Annotated in this window: 16 protein-coding genes; 10 read left to right on the forward strand and 6 right to left on the reverse strand. The window is 61.4% G+C overall.

Annotated features, from left to right (window positions below; translation table 11 throughout):
- The first annotated feature begins 102 nt into the window (after window positions 1-102).
- On the forward strand, window positions 103-2,250 hold the full coding sequence (locus LRS06_RS20480) for a glycoside hydrolase family 97 protein (RefSeq protein ID WP_374679452.1): 2,148 nt from the start codon (window positions 103-105) through the stop codon (window positions 2,248-2,250).
- Window positions 2,251-2,397: 147 nt separating this feature from the next.
- Here the strand turns inward: LRS06_RS20480 and LRS06_RS20485 are convergent, their stop codons facing one another.
- Window positions 2,398-2,712: a hypothetical protein gene (locus tag LRS06_RS20485; RefSeq protein ID WP_257873224.1), complete on the reverse strand. Its 315-nt coding sequence runs from the start codon at window positions 2,710-2,712 to the stop codon at window positions 2,398-2,400.
- 236 nt (window positions 2,713-2,948) lie between these two features.
- On the opposite strand from LRS06_RS20485, the gene LRS06_RS20490 reads away from it, so the two are divergent.
- Both LRS06_RS20490 and LRS06_RS20495 read left to right on the forward strand, forming a co-directional pair.
- Entirely contained in the window at window positions 2,949-4,244 is a 1,296-nt protein-coding gene (locus LRS06_RS20490) for an MFS transporter (RefSeq protein WP_257873225.1), read from the forward strand.
- Between the two features lie 83 nt (window positions 4,245-4,327).
- Complete coding sequence (locus tag LRS06_RS20495; RefSeq protein WP_257873226.1) at window positions 4,328-4,879, forward strand: DUF2911 domain-containing protein; 552 nt, start codon at window positions 4,328-4,330, stop codon at window positions 4,877-4,879.
- Window positions 4,880-4,965: 86 nt separating this feature from the next.
- Here LRS06_RS20495 and LRS06_RS20500 read toward each other — a convergent pair whose 3' ends face one another.
- Both LRS06_RS20500 and LRS06_RS20505 read right to left on the reverse strand, forming a co-directional pair.
- Window positions 4,966-5,955, reverse strand: coding sequence for a lipopolysaccharide assembly protein LapB (locus tag LRS06_RS20500; RefSeq protein WP_257873227.1), 990 nt, complete (start codon window positions 5,953-5,955; stop codon window positions 4,966-4,968).
- 49 nt (window positions 5,956-6,004) lie between these two features.
- A complete protein-coding gene (locus LRS06_RS20505; RefSeq protein ID WP_257873228.1) occupies window positions 6,005-6,991 on the reverse strand; it encodes a tryptophan 2,3-dioxygenase family protein in 987 nt (328 codons plus the stop codon).
- Window positions 6,992-7,171: 180 nt separating this feature from the next.
- Between LRS06_RS20505 and sdaAB the strand changes: the two genes are divergently transcribed.
- From sdaAB to LRS06_RS20540, 7 genes are all read left to right on the forward strand, one after another.
- Window positions 7,172-7,852: an L-serine ammonia-lyase, iron-sulfur-dependent subunit beta gene (sdaAB, locus tag LRS06_RS20510; protein WP_257873229.1), complete on the forward strand. Its 681-nt coding sequence runs from the start codon at window positions 7,172-7,174 to the stop codon at window positions 7,850-7,852.
- A 148-nt stretch (window positions 7,853-8,000) separates the two neighbouring features.
- The gene (locus LRS06_RS20515; protein ID WP_257873230.1) at window positions 8,001-9,509 is read left to right on the forward strand and encodes a TolC family protein; all 1,509 of its coding nucleotides are present in this window, start codon (window positions 8,001-8,003) and stop codon (window positions 9,507-9,509) included.
- Between the two features lie 127 nt (window positions 9,510-9,636).
- Window positions 9,637-11,043: an efflux RND transporter periplasmic adaptor subunit gene (locus LRS06_RS20520; RefSeq protein WP_257873231.1), complete on the forward strand. Its 1,407-nt coding sequence runs from the start codon at window positions 9,637-9,639 to the stop codon at window positions 11,041-11,043.
- A gap of 159 nt (window positions 11,044-11,202) precedes the next feature.
- The gene (locus tag LRS06_RS20525; RefSeq protein WP_257873232.1) at window positions 11,203-12,192 is read left to right on the forward strand and encodes an NAD(P)H-dependent glycerol-3-phosphate dehydrogenase; all 990 of its coding nucleotides are present in this window, start codon (window positions 11,203-11,205) and stop codon (window positions 12,190-12,192) included.
- 422 nt (window positions 12,193-12,614) lie between these two features.
- A complete protein-coding gene (locus LRS06_RS20530; protein WP_257873233.1) occupies window positions 12,615-13,016 on the forward strand; it encodes a DUF4259 domain-containing protein in 402 nt (133 codons plus the stop codon).
- Window positions 13,017-13,019: 3 nt separating this feature from the next.
- Window positions 13,020-13,448 carry an EamA family transporter gene (locus tag LRS06_RS20535; protein WP_257873234.1) on the forward strand — a complete coding sequence of 143 codons (429 nt, stop codon included), beginning with the start codon at window positions 13,020-13,022 and terminating at the stop codon, window positions 13,446-13,448.
- A 194-nt stretch (window positions 13,449-13,642) separates the two neighbouring features.
- Entirely contained in the window at window positions 13,643-15,346 is a 1,704-nt protein-coding gene (locus LRS06_RS20540; RefSeq protein ID WP_257873235.1) for a catalase, read from the forward strand.
- Window positions 15,347-15,426: 80 nt separating this feature from the next.
- Here LRS06_RS20540 and LRS06_RS20545 read toward each other — a convergent pair whose 3' ends face one another.
- The 3 genes from LRS06_RS20545 to pdxH form a co-directional block, all read right to left on the reverse strand.
- Entirely contained in the window at window positions 15,427-15,921 is a 495-nt protein-coding gene (locus LRS06_RS20545; protein WP_308239929.1) for a Maf family nucleotide pyrophosphatase, read from the reverse strand.
- Between the two features lie 65 nt (window positions 15,922-15,986).
- Window positions 15,987-17,303 (reverse strand): DUF1015 domain-containing protein, encoded by a 1,317-nt coding sequence (locus tag LRS06_RS20550; RefSeq protein WP_257873236.1) that lies wholly within the window; start codon window positions 17,301-17,303, stop codon window positions 15,987-15,989.
- A 104-nt stretch (window positions 17,304-17,407) separates the two neighbouring features.
- The gene (gene pdxH / locus LRS06_RS20555) at window positions 17,408-18,058 is read right to left on the reverse strand and encodes a pyridoxamine 5'-phosphate oxidase (RefSeq protein ID WP_257873237.1); all 651 of its coding nucleotides are present in this window, start codon (window positions 18,056-18,058) and stop codon (window positions 17,408-17,410) included.
- Window positions 18,059-18,094 lie beyond the last annotated feature (36 nt).

Consider the following 18,094-nt stretch of genomic DNA (forward strand, 5'->3'; position numbering starts at 1 on the left):
GCGGTTTGCTGTTACCTTTGGCCTTGAGCCCGGCTTCCCGGGTACATTTACCTGAACTCCCCCGGCATTTCCCCTTACATTTTTCTTTCCCCTTACTGCATGATGCAACCCTTTTCCACTTTCGGAACCCGCTCCATCCCCCGGCCGTTCGCGCCGCTGCTGCTTGTCTGCCTGAGCTTGCTCGGGTACGCGGCCACGGCCGAGGAAATCAAGTCGCCCAATGGGCAGCTCACGCTCAACTTCGAGGTGCAGGGCGGCGTGCCCACGTACCGTTTCAGCTACAAGGGCCGCGAGGTTATCAAACCCAGCAAGCTGGGCCTGGAGCTGAAAGGCACCACCAGTTTGCAGACCGGCTTCGCGCAAACCGACAAGCAAACCCGCTCCTTCGACGAAACCTGGACGCCGGTGTGGGGCGAGGCTAAAACCATCCGCAACCACTACAACGAGTTGGCTGTGACGCTCACGCAGGCCGAAACCCAGCGCACGATTCGCGTCCGGTTCCGCGTATTCGACGACGGGCTGGGCTTCCGCTACGAGTTTCCGCGCCAGCCCAAGCTCGACTACTTCACCATCAAGGAAGAGCGTACGCAGTTTGCCCTGGCCGGCGACCATAAGGCCTTCTGGCTGCCCGGCGACTACGATACTCAGGAGTACAGCACCGTCACCTCCAAGCTCTCCGAAGTGCGCGGCAAGATGAAGGCCGCCGTAACCGGCAACGCCTCCCAGACCACGTTTTCGCCCACCGGCCTGCAAACCCCGCTGATGCTGAAAAGCCAGGATGGCCTGTATATCAACATCCACGAGGCCGCCCTCATCGACTACTCCTGCATGCACCTGGAGCTGGACGACAAGACGATGACGCTGGAGTCGCACCTGACACCCGACGCGGTAGGCGACAAGGGGCTGATTCAGACTCCCGCCAACTCGCCCTGGCGCACAGTGATAGTGAGCGACAAAGCCGGCGACATTCTGCTCTCGAAGCTGGTGCTGAATTTGAACGAGCCAAGCAAAATCAAGGATACCAGCTGGATCAAGCCGGTGAAGTACGTGGGCGTGTGGTGGGAAATGATTACGGGCAAAAGCTCGTGGTCGTATACCAACATGGACAACATCAAGCTGGACTCCGTGGACTACAAGACGGTGAAGCCCAACGGTACCCACGGCGCCAACAACGCCCACGTGAAGGAGTACATCGACTTTGCCGCCCAGCACGGGTTTGATGCCGTGCTGGTAGAAGGCTGGAACACGGGCTGGGAAGACTGGTTCGGTAAGCACAAGGACTACGTGTTCGACTTTGTGACGCCCTATCCCGACTTCGACGTGCAGGAGCTGAACCGCTACGCGGCCAGCAAGGGCGTAAAAATCATTATGCACCACGAAACCTCCGGCTCGGTACGCAACTACGAGCGGCACCTGGAAAAGGCGTTTCAGTTCATGAACGACAACGGCTACAACGCCGTGAAAACCGGTTACGTGGGCGACATTGTGCCCTTGGGCCACCACCACTACGACCAGTGGATGATTGACCACTACAACTACGTGCTGGAAAAGGCCGCCGACCACAAGATTATGGTGAACGGCCACGAGGCGGTGCGCCCCACCGGCCTTTCGCGCACCTATCCCAACCTCATCGGCAACGAGGCGGCCCGGGGCACGGAGTACGAGTCGTTTGGGGGCAACAACGCCGACCATACCACCATTCTGCCCTTCACCCGCCTCGTCGGGGGCCCGATGGACTACACGCCTGGCATCTTCCAGACCAAGGTGAGTGCCTACAATCCGCAGAACAACTCCTTTGTGCACAGCACCCTGGCCCGGCAGCTGGCCTTGTACGTGACGATGTACTCGCCCCTGCAAATGGCGGCCGACCTGCCCGAAACCTACAACAAGCACCTCGATGCCTTCCAGTTCATCAAGGATGTAGCCGTGGACTGGGACGACACCAAAGTATTGGAAGCCGAGCCCGGCGACTACATCACCTACGCCCGCAAAGCCAAAGGCAAGAGCAGCTGGTTTGTGGGCAGCACCTGCGACGAAAACGGCCGCACCTCCAAAATCGACCTGAGCTTCCTGGAGCCCGGCAAGAAGTACACGGCCACCATCTACGCCGACGGCAAGGATGCGCACTACGAGAAAAACCCGCAGGCCTACCAGATCCGCAAGCAAACAGTAACCCGCAAAACCAAGCTCACGCAGCTCTGCGCCCCCGGCGGCGGCTACGCCATCAGCCTGGTGGAAGCTGGTAAGTGAGTTGTCCGTGTTCAGTTACCAGTTGTCTGTTGCTAGTTGCCAGTATTACACTTCCGCCACTGGCAACTAGCAACAGACAACTGAAAAAAACAGAAAAGCCGCCGGATGCATATCCGGCGGCTTTTCTGTTTTTTTCAGGTACTCGGCTTACTCCGCGGGCTTCACTTCGTGGTGGATATTCTGCTTGCGGGGCCAGAACTTCTCCATGGAACTGTTGAAGGCGCTGAGCACCTGGGCCCGCACTTCGCCTGAGGGGTGGCGCAGCAGCTGAGCCAGCATGTAGCGGTACATTTCGGTGGTGACTTCCAGGCCCCGGGCGCTTACCAGGCCGTGGTGCAGCAGGTCGCAGTTGGTAGCCATAGAGTTGGCCAGCGAGTCGGTAAGTTCTTCGCGGGCCTTGTCCGCATCTTTAAAGGATTGTTCCAAACGAGCGTTGAGCCGTTGGTCATGCGGCTGTTCCATACAGTGAAAGATCGGGAGAAGGGAATATTCAGGGCCTACAACGGGCAATTCAACGGTAATGGTTCAATGTAGTAAGGATATATTGCCGATGTGAGCTTGCTTTAGTGTTGATGATGAGAAAGTTAATAGATGTAATTCGTGCCAGCGTTTTGCCTTTATCTACGTCTGCCCGGTAGCAGTGTAGCTGGCTGACTACCTTGCGGGCCGGGGTATCCGGTCTTATCTTCTGCCAGCCTATGCCTGCTGCTCCCTTGCTCTCGTCTCGCCTGCGCTCCATCCTGAGTGGCTCCATCGGCAACCTGGTGGAGTGGTACGACTGGTACGTGTATTCGGCTTTTGCCCTGTACTTCGCGCCGGCTTTTTTCCCGGAGGGCAACCAAACGGCCCAACTGCTGAATACGGCCGCCATCTTCGCCGTGGGCTTTCTGATGCGCCCGCTCGGGGGCTGGCTGCTGGGCGTGTACGCCGACCGCCACGGCCGCAAAGCCGCCCTGCTGCTCTCGGTGCTGCTTATGTGCGGCGGCTCCCTGCTCATTGCCCTCACGCCCGGCTACGCGCAGATAGGGGTGGCCGCGCCGGTGCTGCTGGTGCTGGCCCGGCTGCTGCAGGGCCTGAGCGTAGGCGGGGAGTACGGCACGTCGGCTACTTACCTGAGCGAAATGGCGGGCGCCCGGCACCGGGGCTTTTTCTCCTCGTTTCAGTATGTGACGCTGCTGGCCGGGCAGCTGCTGGCCCTGCTGGTGCAGCTCGGGCTGCAGGCTACGCTCACGCCCGCCGAGCTGGGCAGCTGGGGCTGGCGCGTGCCGTTCGTGCTGGGGGCGGCCGCGGCGGTGTCGGCGCTGTACCTGCGGCGCAACATGGCCGAAACCACCGAGTTTGTGCAGCAGGAAATGGCGGCCCCGGCGGGTGTCGAGTTCAGCAAGATGACGCTGCTGCTGCGCCACCCCCGCGAAATTCTGACGGTGGTGGGCCTCACGCTGGGCGGTACACTGGCGTTTTACACCTTTACTACCTACGCGCAAAAATTTCTGGTGAATACGACGGGCTTCAGCAAGGCCCAGGCCACGCTGGTATCCTTCGGGGCGCTGGCCGTGGCCCTGGTACTGCAGCCGCTGATGGGGGCGGTGTCGGACAAAATCGGGCGGCGGCCGGTGCTGTTGTTTTTTGGAGTAGGCGCCACGCTGGGCACGGTGCCGCTGCTCACGGCCCTGGGCAGTGCCGCCAGCGTGGGCGCGGCCTTCGGGCTGCTGGTGCTGGCCCTCACCATCGTGAGTGGCTACACGTCCATCAACGCGGTGGTGAAGGCCGAGCTGTTTCCGACGGAAATCCGGGCCCTGGGCGTGGGGCTGCCGTATGCCCTCACGGTGGCGGTGTTCGGCGGCACGGCCGAGTACGTGGCGCTGCTGGCCAAGCAGCAGGGCGTAGAATCGTTGTACTACTGGTACGTGACGGCCTGCGCGGCTATTTCCCTGCTCGTCTACTGGCGCATGCCTGACACCCAGGCCACTTCGCGCATGGCCGCCGATGCGTGAGGCGTGGGTTTGGCTTCCGCTGGTGCAACCCACCGCCGCAACCCGTATCTTTTCGCCATTACTTCTTACTAACCCGTTTTGCCATGAAAAATTTCCTTCGCTTCGGGCTGCTGTCCACGCTTTGGCTGGCCTGCCTGCTGCTGTCGTTTGACAGCTTGGCGCAAGCCAAAAAGCCCGAAGACAAGTCCAAGCGCCCGAGCCCGCCCGCGGCGGCCACGGCCAAAACTCCGGCCGGCACCATCACCATCGACTACAGCCGCCCATCGGTGAAGGGCCGCAAGGTGTTTGGCGAGCTGGTGCCGCTGGGCCAGGTGTGGCGCACCGGGGCTAATGAGGCCACCACGTTCACGGTCGATAAAAACGTGCTGGTGCAGGGCCAGGCACTGCCCGCCGGCAAGTATGCGCTGTTTTCCATTCCCGGAGAGCAGGAGTGGACCATCATCTTCAACAAAGTACCCGACCAGTGGGGCGCCTACGAATACAAGCAGGACCAGGACGCTCTACGCGTGAAAGTACCCGCCAAAACCGCCGCTACGCCTACCGAACAGCTCACGTTCCAGGTAAATAAGTCCGGCAAGGTCACGCTGCTCTGGGAAAAGGCCCAGGTAGATTTCGTGGTGAGTGCGGCCAAGTAGGCTGCAGGATCAAACCAAAAACGCCGGCCCGGGGGCACTTCATCCATGAAGCTGCCCCCGGGCCGGCGTTTTATTGCTGCATAAGCTCAGCGGCAGTTCTCCTTGATCAGCTTGCGGACCTGCTTTTCCGGTGCTGGGTCGAGGCCCCACTGCAGCGCCATGCGCAGACTTTCACACCCGCCGGATTGGTCATTCATTTTCAGCTTAAGCTCACCGATAGTGCCAAACAGCGGGGCTTTTTCGCGGGGCGGCACCAGCTTCAGGCAGGATTGCCAGTCGGCAATGGCGGCGGCATAGTTTTGCTGCTCGGTGTAGGCCAGGGCCCGGTTGGCGTAGGCGCTGATATAGCGCGGGTTCAGCCGGATAGCCTCCGAATAATCGGCAATGGCGGCGGGGTAGCGCTTCTGGCCGAAGGAAAGCCAGCCCCGGTTCAGGAAGGAAGTTGAGTCCTGCGGATTAAGCTGCACGGCGCGGGTGAGGTAGGCGCGGGCTTTGGCGGTGTCCTGCTGCATGTACCAACGGCCCGACCAAGCGTAGGCATAGGAATTGTTGGCATCCAGCCCGAGAATTTTCTCATTGATGGCAATTGCCTCGGCATACTCCCGGCGATGAGCGTGCCCGTAGGCCAAGTTACTGTAGTAGCGGATGAGGCTTTGGTTATCTACGTCGTGCCGCTGACCCATTCGTCGGTATTGTTCAGCCTCCAGTACCCGCTTTTGCTGCTGCAAAAAGGCGCTGAACCCGTAGTACACATCGGCCAGCGTCGAGTCCAGCAGCCAGGCCTGGTTGAAGCGCTTAATAGCCGTAATAGGATTATTAGCCTGCAAATACCTCCAGCCAAAACCAACATGCATCAGGGCTGTTGCCCGGGCACTGCTGTTGCTACGGCGCAATGCATCCTGGATAAACTCTGCGTCAAATGCCAATTGGGCCGCGTTTTTGGGCTGACCGCCAAAGCGGGGCTGCTCGTTGATGGTGCCCGCCGGCCGGGACAATTGCTCCGGCGTGGGTTGGCGCCGTCCCTGGGCCCGGATTATGCCGGGAAGCAGCAGGCAAAGCAGAAGCAGAATCTTCATGGGAGGACTGTACAAGCGCTATAACTAATGAAGGCATGAGCCTAACACTTTACCCCTGCTCGCCCAGCACGCTTTCCACCCAGCCCTTGCCCCAGTCTTCGAGCTCCTGCTCGCTCCAGATGGCGGGGTAGAAGATGCGCTTCTGGAACTTGGGAGGCAGGTATTTCTTCCAGTTGGTGCCGCCGGTGGCCGCAATGGCCGTAGGGTCGCGCTCCAGGTAGCGCACCGCCGACTTGTAGTGCATCAGCGGCCAGTTCACATTCACGCTCACATCCAGCTGGCGTAGGGCACGCAGCAGGCGGGGGTGCTGCTGGTCTTCGGCCGGGAGGCGCTGCACCACGCTCCACACGTTGCGCTCCGTGAAGCGGCGGGCGTGCTCGTGCAGGGTGTCGGTGTACTTTTCCTCGAACTGTATCAGTGTAAGGGCCTTGGCGCCGCTTTCCTCGATGGTGGCGCCGGCTTTCCAGTAGATGCAGCCCAGCAGCTCGTCATGGGCGGCGGCCTCGCCCAGCAGGCGGCGCTTTTCGCGGTCGGCCAGGTTGAAGAGCGAGGTAGAGGCCAGCTCAATCATGCGGTACTGCACACTCTGAAAGCCCGAGGCCGGCATCAGGCTCATGCGAAACTGCAGAAACTGCTGCTTGTCCATGCCGTCCACCATCACGTCGAACGAGTCAATCAAATTCTCGAAGTAGCGGTTGATGCGGCCCAGACGCAGCACCACTTCCTGCAGCGTGGGCTGCTGCAGGTCGCCGAGCTGCTCGTACTCGCAGAGGCAGAGTTTGAAGTACAGTTCCGTAATCTGGTGGTAGATGATGAAGATCCGCTCGTCGGGAATCTGGGTGAGGGGGCGCTGCAAACTCAGCAGCGTGTCAAGCTCGATGTAGTCCCAGTAGTTGACGTAGTCGGCGTAGTAGAGGCCTTCGAGGTAGCCGGCCAGGTCCTGCCCATCGGCGGCGTATTTCTGCTGCAGGCGGCGCAGCTGCTCCAGCACGGCGGGCGAAAACTCTTCGGGCGAAACGGAAGTGGGAGAGGACATAAGCAGAAAGCGGGCGGGTAAGCAGGCGCAAAGAACGAAAAACGCCCCGAAAGCTTCGTGCCCCGGCGCTGCCCGGCCCGCGAATAGTTTACCGGCCGGGAAAGGTTGGCAACCGGGGAAGTTGCATTCCCGCCCGAAACTTCTACTTTTGGCCTGCAACCGGCCTTGAGACGGCGCTACATGGCAGAGAAAAGCAGCATTTTTGATATGATCGGGCCGGTGATGATCGGGCCCAGCTCCTCGCACACGGCCGGCGTGGTGCGTATTGCCAGCGCCGCCATCCGCATTCTGGGCTCTTTGCCCACGCACGCCACCATCACCTTCTACAACTCCTTTGCCCGCACCTACGAGGGCCACGGCTCCGACCGCGCCATTGTGGCCGGGCTGCTGGGCTACGCCACCGACGACGTGCGCATCCGCGAGGCCTTCGACCACGCCCGCGAGGCCGGCCTGCAGTACACGTTTCAGAGCGTGGGCAATGCCTCCACCATGCACCCCAACACCATTAAGCTGCAGCTGCGCGATGAGCGTACCGGCCACGCGGTGGAAGTAGTGGGCCAGAGCCGGGGCGGGGGCGTCATCCGCATTGTGGAGGTAGATGGGTTTCCGTCCGATTTCTCGGCTTCCCTGCACACGCTCATCATTGACGCAGCCGATGTTCCGGGCTCCATTGCCTTCATTGCCTCGGTCATTGCCCACGACGACTGCAACATTGCCACCATGTTTGTGAGTCGCAAAGGCAAGCACGAGCTGGCCCGGCAGTTCATCGAAACCGACTCCGGCCTGAAAGATATTACCCTCGAGTACCTGCGCCAGCTAAGCTGGGTGCAGCACGTTACCTACATTCCCAGCCTCGACTAACCCGCCGCACGGGCCCGTTGGGGGCTGGCGCGGCGGCGTTGGTAGATTCTGCCGCCGCCACCCGGTTCTGCGCTGCTACCTTGCGTGGCCGGCGGCCACCGGGTTTCTGCTCAGGCTTCTGTTTCGCCGCTCTTTCTTTTACTCCGCTATGAAACATCTGTATTGGTTGCTAAGTGCCGGCCTGCTGGCTACGCCGGCAATGGCTCAAACTACCTCGCCCGCCCAGCCGCCCGCCGGCGCTGTGCCGGCCGCGCCCGCCGGAGCCTGGACGCTGCAGCGCGCCGTGGACCACGCCCTGCAAAACAACCTGGATGTGCGCCAGACGCAGCTGTCGGCCAATCTGAGCGAGGCCACGCTCCGTCAGAGCCGGTCCGCCCTGCTGCCCACCGCCGGGGCCAACGCCTCCCAGTCCTGGAACTTCGGCACCAGCCTCGACCCGCTCACCAACGAGTTCATTACCCAGACGATTCGCTCGAACAACTTTTCCCTGTCTTCGCAGGTGACGTTGTTTTCGGGCTTTCAGCTGCGCAATACCATCAAGCAGAACGCCCTGACGCTGGAAGCCGGCCGCAACGACGTGGATAAGGCCCGCAACGACCTGGCCCTGAACGTGGCCTCGCAGTACCTGCAGCTGGTGCTTGCCGAGGAGCTGGTGCGGGCCAACCAAACGCGCGTGAACAGTGCCGAGCAACAGATTGAGCGCACCCGCAAGCTGCTGCGCGCCGGAGCCGTGGCCGAAAGCAACCTGCTCGACGCCCAGGCCCAGCAGGCCTCCGACCAGACCAACGTCATTACGGCCGAAAACCAGCGCGACATTGCCCGCCTGCAGCTGATTCAGTTGATGAACCTGACCGGGGCGGAGGCTGAAAGCTTCCAGATTGACGTGCCCCAGCTGCCTGACCCCGACGACGAAGCCCCGCTGACGCTGAACCTGGACGAAACGTACCGCACGGCCGAAAGCACCCTGCCCGAGGTGAAGGCCGCCGACCAGCGCGTGCGGGCCAGCAGCCTGGGCGTGGATGTGGCCCGCGGCGCCTACTACCCGCGCCTTACGTTTTCGGCCGGCATCTTCACGGGGTATTCCTCGGCCCGTTCTTCCTTTATCCCGACCGGAGAAGTGGATTACAACTACGCCCCGGTATTCATCTACGACCCTACCGCGCCGGGCTCCGTACCGGTGCCTACGCAGTTTGTGACGGGGGTGGCCCAGCCGCGTTTCGATGTGAAGCCCACCGCTTTTTCCAACCAGATCAAGGACAACTTGGGCAAGCAGCTGCAGTTCAACCTGAACGTGCCGATTCTAAACGGCTTTCAGGCCCGCATCAACATGCAGCGGGCGCAGGTTTCGGTGCAGCAGGCCCAGCTCCGGGCCGACCAGACGCGCCTGACGTTGCGCCAGAGCATCCAGCAGGCCTACGCCGACGCCCGGGCCGCCCAGCGCCGCTACGTGGCCGCCAAGCGCCAGGTAGAGGCCCTGACGACGGCCTACCGCAATGCCGAAATCCGCTTCAACAACGGCCTGCTCAACGGCACCGAGTTCAACATCTCGAAGAACAACCTCACGGCTGCCGAGTCGAGCATGATTCAGGCCAAGTACGAGTTTATCTTCCGCCGCAAAGTTCTGGACTTCTACCAGGGCCGCCCCATCAGTCTGTAAAAGACTGCATAAGCAACTAAGTGAAGTTGCTGGTAACATTGCTGCCCTTTCAGTAAACCTACGCATGGTTGTTTTTTCAGAACGCCATCGAAGCTCCCCAAGACCCTAAGTTCCTAATACCCTAACTATGAAAAACAACCGTACGCTGTACATCCTGATAGCAGTATTAGTGCTGCTGGTGGGTGGGTTTGTGGTAGCCAAAAAACAAGGCTGGCTCGGCGCCCCCACGGGCACCGAAGTTATTTCGGCCAAGGCCAAGGCGGCTACCATCGTGGAGAAGGTCAGTGCCTCGGGCAAGGTGCAGCCCGAAACGGAAGTGAAGATTTCGCCCGACGTGTCCGGCGAAATAACCGAGCTCTACGTGCAGGAAGGCGACTCCGTGAAGAAAGGCCAGCTGCTGCTACGCATCCGCCCCGACAACTACCAGGCCATGGTAGACCAGCAGAACGCCGTGGTGGGCACCCAGCGCGCCAACGTGGGCCAGAGCCAGGCCCGCATGCAGCAGCTGATTGCCAACGCCAAGCAAACCGAGCTGATGTACCGCCGCAACGCCTCCCTCTACAAGCAGAAGGTAATTTCACAGGCCGACTTCGAAGCCAGCAAAGCCGCCTACGAGGCCTCGCAGGAAGAAATCAACTCGGCCCGCCAGAGCATTCGGGCAGCCCAGAGCCAGGTGCGCAGCGCCCAGGCCGGCCTGGATGAGGCCCGCCGTAACCTCGACAAAACCACTATCTACGCTCCCGTGAGCGGCACCATCAGCAAGCTGAACGTAGAGCGCGGGGAGCGGGTAGTAGGTACCTCGCAGATGGCTGGCACCGAAATCATGCGCATTGCCAACCTGAACTCCATGGAGGTGCGCGTGAACGTAAACGAAAACGACGTAACCAACGTGAGCCTCGGCGACTCGGTGGAAGTGGAAGTAGATGCCTACGCCAGCAAGGACGAGAAATTCCGGGGCCTGGTCACCAGCATCGCCAACACGGCCAAGGATGCCCTCACGGCTGAAGCCGTAACCGAGTTTGAGGTGCGCATCCGCCTGCTGCCCGATTCTTACCGCCACCTGCTGCGCACGGTCAATGGCCGCGTGCAGGTGCCGTTCCGCCCCGGCATGACGGCCTCCGTCGACATCATCACCGAGCGCAAAAGCAACGTGCTGACGGTGCCGCTGGCCGCCGTTACCACCCGCTCCGACAGCGCCTTTGCCAAGGGCGGGGCCGACAGCGACAAAGGTGGCATCAAGGTAGGCCGGGGCCGTGGAGGTGAGGCCGACGCGGAGAAAGCACCCAAAGCCGACGTGCAGGAGGTCGTTTTCCTGGTGAAAGACGGCAAGGCCGTACTCACGCCCGTGAAAACCGGCATCAGCGACTTCCAGAACATCGAAATCCTGAGTGGCCTGGCTGCGGGCAACGAAGTAGTAAGCGGGCCGTTCCGGGCGGTATCCAAAACGCTCAAGGACGGTGAGCTGGTAACGGTGAAAGATGCCAAGAGCATCAACAAAGCCGCTATGAAGGCCGAAGAGCCCAAAGAAGACTAACCAGGCTAACTGCCTGAGGGGCTGTCCGCGCGGCCTCGCAACGGAAGGCCGGCTTCGGAGACGAAGCCGGCCTTCCGTTTTTTTTGCCTAAACTCGGCCATCGGCCGGCCGTAAAAAGCGGCCTGTTTTACCGGATTTGTAGATTCTGCCCCACCCAGCTTGGAAAAGATTGCCATGATTGGCGGCGGCTCCTGGGCCACCGCATTAGCCAAAATTCTGTCGGAAAACGGGTCCCACGTAGGATGGTGGATGCGCAGCAAGGACGATGTGCAGCACCTGCAGCGCACTCGTCACAACCGGCGCTACCTCTCGTCGGTTTCCTTCGATCTGACGCGCGTGTTCCCCTCCAGCGACCTAGAAGCGGTGGTTCGTGAAGCCGACTGGTTGGTGCTGGCCGTACCCGCCGCTTTTGTGAAGGACGTACTGGATAAGCTGGACCGCGACGAGCTGCGCCACAAGCGCATCATTACGGCCATCAAGGGCATGATTCCGGGCAAGAATATTCTGGTGACGGACTACGTGGCCGAGCGGTTCCGGCTCCCGCACACCCAGCTGGGCGTGGTGGCCGGCCCCTGCCACGCCGAGGAGGTGGCCCTGGAAAAGCAAAGCTACCTCACCATCGGCTCGCCCGACCACACGCTGGCCGAGGACTTCTGCCGCTTGCTGCGCAACCGCTACGTGAAGGCCCACCCCATGGACGACCTCGACGGGATTGAGTACTGCGCCGTGATGAAGAACATCATTGCCCTTACCAGCGGCATTGCCCACGGCCTGGGCTACGGCGACAACTTCCAGGCGGTGCTGGTGAGCAACGCCGTGCAGGAAATGCGCCGCTTCGTGCACGCCCTCAATCCCCAGCCCCGCGACCTGTCGGCCTCCGCCTATCTCGGCGACCTGCTGGTGACGGCCTACTCGCAGTTTTCGCGCAACCGCACCTTCGGCAACATGATCGGGCGCGGGTACTCCGTGAAGTCGGCGCAGATGGAGATGAACATGGTGGCCGAGGGCTACTACGCCGTGAAAAGCATCCACGAGCTAAACAAGAAGCTGCTGGTGCCTATGCCCATCACCTCCGCTGCGTACCATATTCTCTACGAGAAGATTTCGCCCGCCGTGGAAATTGAGCTGCTCAAGGAGAAGTTTAAGTAGAAGTGAGGCAGCGGCTAGTTGACATTGGTAATGGATTGCTGCTGGTTTTGGCTTGGCTGCATTTGCTACCTGTGCTGTATTTCAACCTGGTTGCTGGTTTGGCTCCGGTAATAGCTGGAATACTACTCCTAGCAGTGACGGTATTTATGGTGGCCGTATTTCGCGCTTCTGTAGTTGGTTCTGCTTGGTGGCGTAAGATGCTTCCTGTGACTGTATCTTCTCTGGTGATTATCAGCAGCTACTGGGCGGTGGAACGATCTATGCAGCAGTGAATTCAGGAGAGTGGGGCGCCTCGACGGTACTACCTTTATGAAAAGACCCCGTAGATACTTCTGACTAACATCCGGTTCTTAGTGATGCTGCCGTACCGGTAGCACTCCGGTACGTCTTTCATGTTATTTCATCGTTGACTTCTGCTTTCTATGGGCACCTGGGGATACCGCAACTTCGACAACGACACGGCCGCTGACTTTGCCGCCGACTTCCGCGACCAGCCCAGCGAGGCGCTGCTGCTGGCAGCGCTGGCCACAGCGGCCGAGGAAGAAGAATATATTGACGCCGACGATGCCAGTGAGGCCCTGGCTGCCGCCGAAATTGTGGCCGCTATCTTGGGAAAGCCATCCAAAGACTTCCCCGCCGACTTGATTCCGGTGATTGTGAAGCTCGATGCCGGCGAAAGTGAAGACCTGCGCGAGTTGGCCCAGGAAGCCGTAGAAGCCGTGCGGAAGCAGTCGGAGCTGCAGGAGCTTTGGGCCGAAACCTCCGACGCCGATGCCTGGCAGCAGGAGCTGCAGGGGCTGCTGAACCGTTTGGAGGAGGAATAGGCTATGCCCTGGCTTGTTCTGGCCCTGCTGACGGCCCTCAGCCTGGCATTCTATAACTTTTTTATCAAGCTGGCCTCCGAGCACGTGCCGGCCGCCGTGGGTGCGGTGGTGCTGCAGCTGGTAGCCGCAGGGCTGGGCGGCTTGTGGCTGCTTAGGCTTAAGCTGCAGGGCCAGCCGCTGCCGCTCTCCAGCAAAGGACTATGGCTGGCCGCCGCGGCCGGGCTGGGCGTGGGCCTGGCCGAAATTCTGACGTTCGTGGTCTTCAGCCGGGGTGTGTCTTCCTCGGTGGGTACGCCCGTCATTGTGGGGGGCTCGGTGCTGCTCACGGCCGTGCTCGGCGTAGTGGTAGCCCGCGAAGTACTGACGCTGCCGCAGATGCTGGGCCTGCTGCTTATTGTAGGCGGCATTGCCCTGCTGGCACGCGGGCACTAATGGGTTGTTTGTTATTCGTAGATCGGAATTCGTGTTTCGGTAGGAACAGCTAAAAATCAACAACCAAAAACGACTACCGAACAACCAGAGAGAAGGTACAGTATTATGGGCTAGATAAGAATTATTCTCCACTAGGATAAACAACCTGGGCTACTCGTTGGTATACTTGCAACCACTAACCAACCAGCCCGCACATGAGTACTTCCCACGAAAATCCTCCCCAAAACGGCCACAATGGTTCTGCTGGCAACGGTCAGCACACTCCCGCCGATGGCACCGGCACTGCGGTAACGGGCAGCGGCTCTTCTCAGGATGAGCGCACGGCCGAGGGCGAAAACGCTCAGACGCTGACCACCCGCCAGGGCCATCCGCTGACCAACAACCAGAACCTGCGTACCCTCGGCAACCGCGGCCCGGCCTTGCTGGAGCAGTACGCGTTTCTGGAGAAAATCAGTCATTTCGACCGGGAGCGGGTTCCTGAGCGCGTGGTGCACGCCCGCGGCGCCGGCGCCCACGGCGTATTCGAAGCCTACGGCAAAGTAGGGGATGAGCCCATTGAGAAGTACACCCGTGCCAAGCTGTTCAACACCCCCGGCAAGCAGACGCCGGTTTTCGTGCGCTTCAGCACCGTGGGCCACGGCGGCCACTCGCCCGAAACCCTGCGCGACCCCCGCGGCTTCGCGGTGAAGTTCTACACCGAGGACGGCAACTGGGATTTGGTGGGCAACAACCTCAAGGTGTTCTTTATCCGGGACGCCATGAAGTTCCCCGACCTGATTCACTCCCAGAAGCCTGACCCGGTTCACAACCGCCAGACGGGGGAGCGGATTTTCGACTTTATCTGCAACACCCCGGAGGCCATGCACATGGTTTCCTTCCTGTTTTCGCCCTGGGGCATTCCGGCCAACTACCGCCAGATGCAGGGCTCGGGCGTGAACACCTACAAGTGGGTGAATGCCGCCGGTGAAGCCGTGCTGGTGAAGTACCACTGGGAGCCGCTGCAGGGCATTAAGAACCTGACGGCCCAGGAAGCCGAAGCCATTCAGGCCAAGAACTTCAACCACGCTACCCAGGACCTGTTCGACAACATCAAGGCCGGCAACTTCCCCGAGTGGGAGCTGCGCGTGCAGATCATGAGCGACGACGAGCACCCGGAGCTGGACTTCGACCCGCTGGATGACACCAAGATCTGGCCTGAGGACCAGTTCCCGCACCTGCCCGTGGGCAAGATGACGCTCAACCGCAACCCCGAAAACTACTTCGCCGAGGTGGAGCAGTCGGCCTTCGGTACCGGCGTGCTGGTGGATGGACTGGACTTTTCCGACGACAAGATGCTGCAGGGTCGCACCTTCTCGTACTCGGATACCCAGCGCTACCGTGTGGGCACCAACTACCTGCAGTTGCCCATTAACGCGCCCAAAAAGCACGTGGCCACGAACCAGCGCGACGGCCAGATGGCCTACCACGTGGACTCCGCGCCCGGGCAGAACAACCACATCAACTACGAGCCCAGCTCCCTCAACGGCCTGAAGGAAGCGCCCCGCACCGCCCCCGACCACATGCCCCAGTACAGCGGCCGCGTGGTGCGCCAGACCCTCGACCGGCAGAACAACTTCAAGCAGGCCGGGGAGCGGTACCGCCTGCACGAAGACTGGGAGCGGGACGACCTGATCAGCAACATGGTGGGCGCCCTGGCCGATGCCGACCGCAAGGTGAGCGACAAGATGGTGGAGCTGTGCACGAACTGCGACCCGGACTGGGGCAAGCGCCTCGCCGATGGTCTGGCGGCGGCTCGCGGCGGTCAGCAGAGTGAAGGCGGGAACCAGTACAACGAAGGCCAGCAGCGCGAAGCCTCGCAGCAGGCTGAGGAAGTAGGCCACGAAGCCAAGCCCTACTAAGCTGGTTTACGGCACAATGTCACAACAAAAAAGGCAGCTGAGGTATTCTCAGCGGCCTTTTTGTGTAAGTGGACAGCCAGTTAGCAGGGCAGAAGGCCGGGGGCCAGCTTCGTCAGTTCTTCCCATACGCGGTGTACCGGCAGCCCCATCACGTTGAAGTAAGAGCCCTCCAGACGGGTTACCGCGGCCAGCCCAATCCAGTCCTGGGCCCCGTAGGCCCCGGCTTTATCAAGCGGCTGGTAGCGCTGCACGTAGAAGCGGATTTCGGCTTCGCTGAGGGCGCGGAAATGCACCTGCGTCTGGTCGGAAAACACAACCTGGTGGCCCGTGCCGGTAAGCAGGCACACGCCGGTGTACACGTCGTGGGCACGGCCCTGCAGCTGGGTAAGCATGCGCACGGCCTCTTCCTCATCCTGGGGCTTGTTGAGTACCTGCTCGTCTAGGCACACGATGGTGTCGGCGGTGAGCAGCACTTCGTCGGGCGCCAGCTCGACGCGGTAGGCGCTGGCTTTGTGGGCGGCCAGGAACTCGGCTATTTCGGCGCGGCGCAGGTGGGCCGGGAAGGATTCATCCAGCTTCCTTGAGGCGCACTTCGTAGGTCAGGCCAAGGTCGGTGAGCAGCTGACGGCGGCGCGGGGAGTTAGAAGCCAGCAGTAAACGCGTGGGTGTGTTCATCGTCGCGGATGGAGGTAAACAGGAAGCCTCCGATGGTTTTGGGGTAGAAAAACGTGGATTTGGGCGGCATCACGGCCCCGCTGTGGCACACCCGCTCCACCTCGTCCATGGTCACCTCGTTGGTGATAAAGGCCGCGCGGGCCTCGCCCCGGTCCACGCGGGTGAGGCACTCGGGGAAGTTGCGCACGTAAGCCACGCCCGGCCACTGCCGCTGCGCGTCGATGCCCGCAATGCCCAGTACTTTTTCGAGTACGAAGAAGTGCAGCACTGTCAGGTCGAGGGCTTTCACCTCCGGGGTGAGCGGCCAGCTGAGCTGCTCATGCACCTCGGGCCGCAGGCGCAGCTTGTAGGCCTGCCCATCGAGATAGAGGCCGTACGCCCAGGGCTTGCCGGCAATCAGCTCCGGTAAGTCGTAGGCATCGTCCTTGGGCACCACGGTGAAGTAGGGCTCCAGCCGGGCCAGAAAATCCGCGTCGGTGAGGCCACCGGGCAGCTCCAGCAGCAGGCGGTGCGTGGGCAGGATGCGCAGGTCGTCGGCGGTGGCGTTGGTGAGGTACATCAGGTGGTAGTTCCAGGCTTCGCGGCCCGTGGCCTGCCCCCCGGCAGCCAGCTCGCGGGCCTGACGATAAGCCAGGGACCCTTCGTAACGGTGGTGCCCGTCGGCCAGAATCACCTGCCGCTCGGCCAGTACCTGCTGAAACCGTTGAATCACGCGGGCATCCTGAATCACGGCCAGCACGTCGCGGGCCCCCTGGTAGTCTTCCTCGGTCTGGTAGAGCGGGTCGAGAATGGCTTCATCCAGGTAGCGTTCCAGCTCGAAGTCTTCGTCCCGGTACAGGCCGTGGGTGGCGCTGGTCTGAAACTGGGTGCGGGCCAGCAGCTCGGCCCGGTCGTTTACGCTGGCCGGCAGCGTGTTTTCGTGGCGCAGCACCACGTTCTCGGCCCAGTCGTAGGCCCGGATGTGGCACATGAAGCCTTTGCGGCAGTACTCGCGCTGGGGGTTGCCGGGCAACCGAAAATACTGGTAGTACACGTAGATACCCGGTAAGGCATCCTGGCAGAGCACACCCTGCTGCTGCCACTCCGTGAGTCGGGCCAGGGCCGAGCCCGCCGCATCCTCCCCGCGCGGCACGGAAAGGTGGATACTGTTCAGCGGATTGCGGTACAGCGCCTCCCGCTGCTTGGCAGATACCACGTCAAACAAAGGCGAAACGTAGTCATCAATGTGCTGGCCCAACTCGTCGTTGTAGCGCCAGCCCCGCACGGGTTGAATTTCAGCCAATTTTCAGGGGATGAGGTGATGAGGTAACGCGTGACAGGTAATACGTGACAGGAAAGCAGAAGATAGGACGAACTTACTACCTGTCACGTGTTACCTCATCACCCTTAAGGTGCCAGCCGGCTGAGTTTCCAGCCGTCGGCGGCGCGGTCATATACAATCCGGTCGTGCAGGCGGGACGGGCGGCCTTGCCAGAACTCTACCCGGTGCGGGCGCAGCACATAGCCGCCCCAGTGAGTGGGCCGGGGCAGCGGATCCTGGCCTTCGAACTGCGTAGCTGCATCCTGCTCGCGCTGTTCCAGCTCCGCCCGGCTGGTTACCGGCTGGCTCTGGGGCGAGGCCCAGGCACCCACCTGGCTGCTCCGGGGGCGGCTCTGGAAATACTCGGTAGAAACTTTCTCCGGGGCTTTTTCGATGGTGCCTTCCACCCGCACCTGGCGCTCCAGGGCCGGCCAGAAAAACGTGAGAGCGGCCCGCGGTTGCCCGGCCAGTTCCTGGCCCTTGCGGGAATCATAGTTGGTAAAGAACAGGAACCCCGCATCGTCGGGCAGCCCTTTCAGCAGCACCACGCGCGCAGAGGGCTGGCCCTGCGCGTCGGCGGTAGCCAGCACCATGGCCGTAGGCTCCTCTACCTGGGCAGCCAGAGCCTCATCCAGCCAGGCACGGAACTGGGGCACGGCGTCGGGCAGCACATCGGCTTCCGAGAGGCTGCGTTGCGCGTATGTCTGGCGCAGGTCGGCGAGGTGAGAGTCAAGCATAAGTGAAGCAGGAATAAAGGCGGAAGGCAAAGGTAA

This window comes from Hymenobacter sp. J193 (assembly GCF_024700075.1).
GTDB lineage: Bacteria > Bacteroidota > Bacteroidia > Cytophagales > Hymenobacteraceae > Hymenobacter.

Bases quoted from the DNA above. Each gene is read 5' to 3' on its own strand.
- LRS06_RS20530 (WP_257873233.1), top strand. From the start codon at position 12,615: ATGGGCACCTGGGGATACCGCAACTTCGACAACGACACGGCCGCTGAC.
- LRS06_RS20480 (WP_374679452.1), top strand. From the start codon at position 103: ATGCAACCCTTTTCCACTTTCGGAACCCGCTCCATCCCCCGGCCGTTC.
- LRS06_RS20540 (WP_257873235.1), top strand. From the start codon at position 13,643: ATGAGTACTTCCCACGAAAATCCTCCCCAAAACGGCCACAATGGTTCT.
- LRS06_RS20520 (WP_257873231.1), top strand. From the start codon at position 9,637: ATGAAAAACAACCGTACGCTGTACATCCTGATAGCAGTATTAGTGCTG.
- LRS06_RS20535 (WP_257873234.1), top strand. From the start codon at position 13,020: ATGCCCTGGCTTGTTCTGGCCCTGCTGACGGCCCTCAGCCTGGCATTC.
- LRS06_RS20505 (WP_257873228.1), bottom strand. From the start codon at position 6,991: ATGTCCTCTCCCACTTCCGTTTCGCCCGAAGAGTTTTCGCCCGCCGTG.
- LRS06_RS20490 (WP_257873225.1), top strand. From the start codon at position 2,949: ATGCCTGCTGCTCCCTTGCTCTCGTCTCGCCTGCGCTCCATCCTGAGT.
- LRS06_RS20485 (WP_257873224.1), bottom strand. From the start codon at position 2,712: ATGGAACAGCCGCATGACCAACGGCTCAACGCTCGTTTGGAACAATCC.
- pdxH (WP_257873237.1), bottom strand. From the start codon at position 18,058: ATGCTTGACTCTCACCTCGCCGACCTGCGCCAGACATACGCGCAACGC.
- sdaAB (WP_257873229.1), top strand. From the start codon at position 7,172: ATGGCAGAGAAAAGCAGCATTTTTGATATGATCGGGCCGGTGATGATC.
- LRS06_RS20515 (WP_257873230.1), top strand. From the start codon at position 8,001: ATGAAACATCTGTATTGGTTGCTAAGTGCCGGCCTGCTGGCTACGCCG.
- LRS06_RS20495 (WP_257873226.1), top strand. From the start codon at position 4,328: ATGAAAAATTTCCTTCGCTTCGGGCTGCTGTCCACGCTTTGGCTGGCC.
- LRS06_RS20500 (WP_257873227.1), bottom strand. From the start codon at position 5,955: ATGAAGATTCTGCTTCTGCTTTGCCTGCTGCTTCCCGGCATAATCCGG.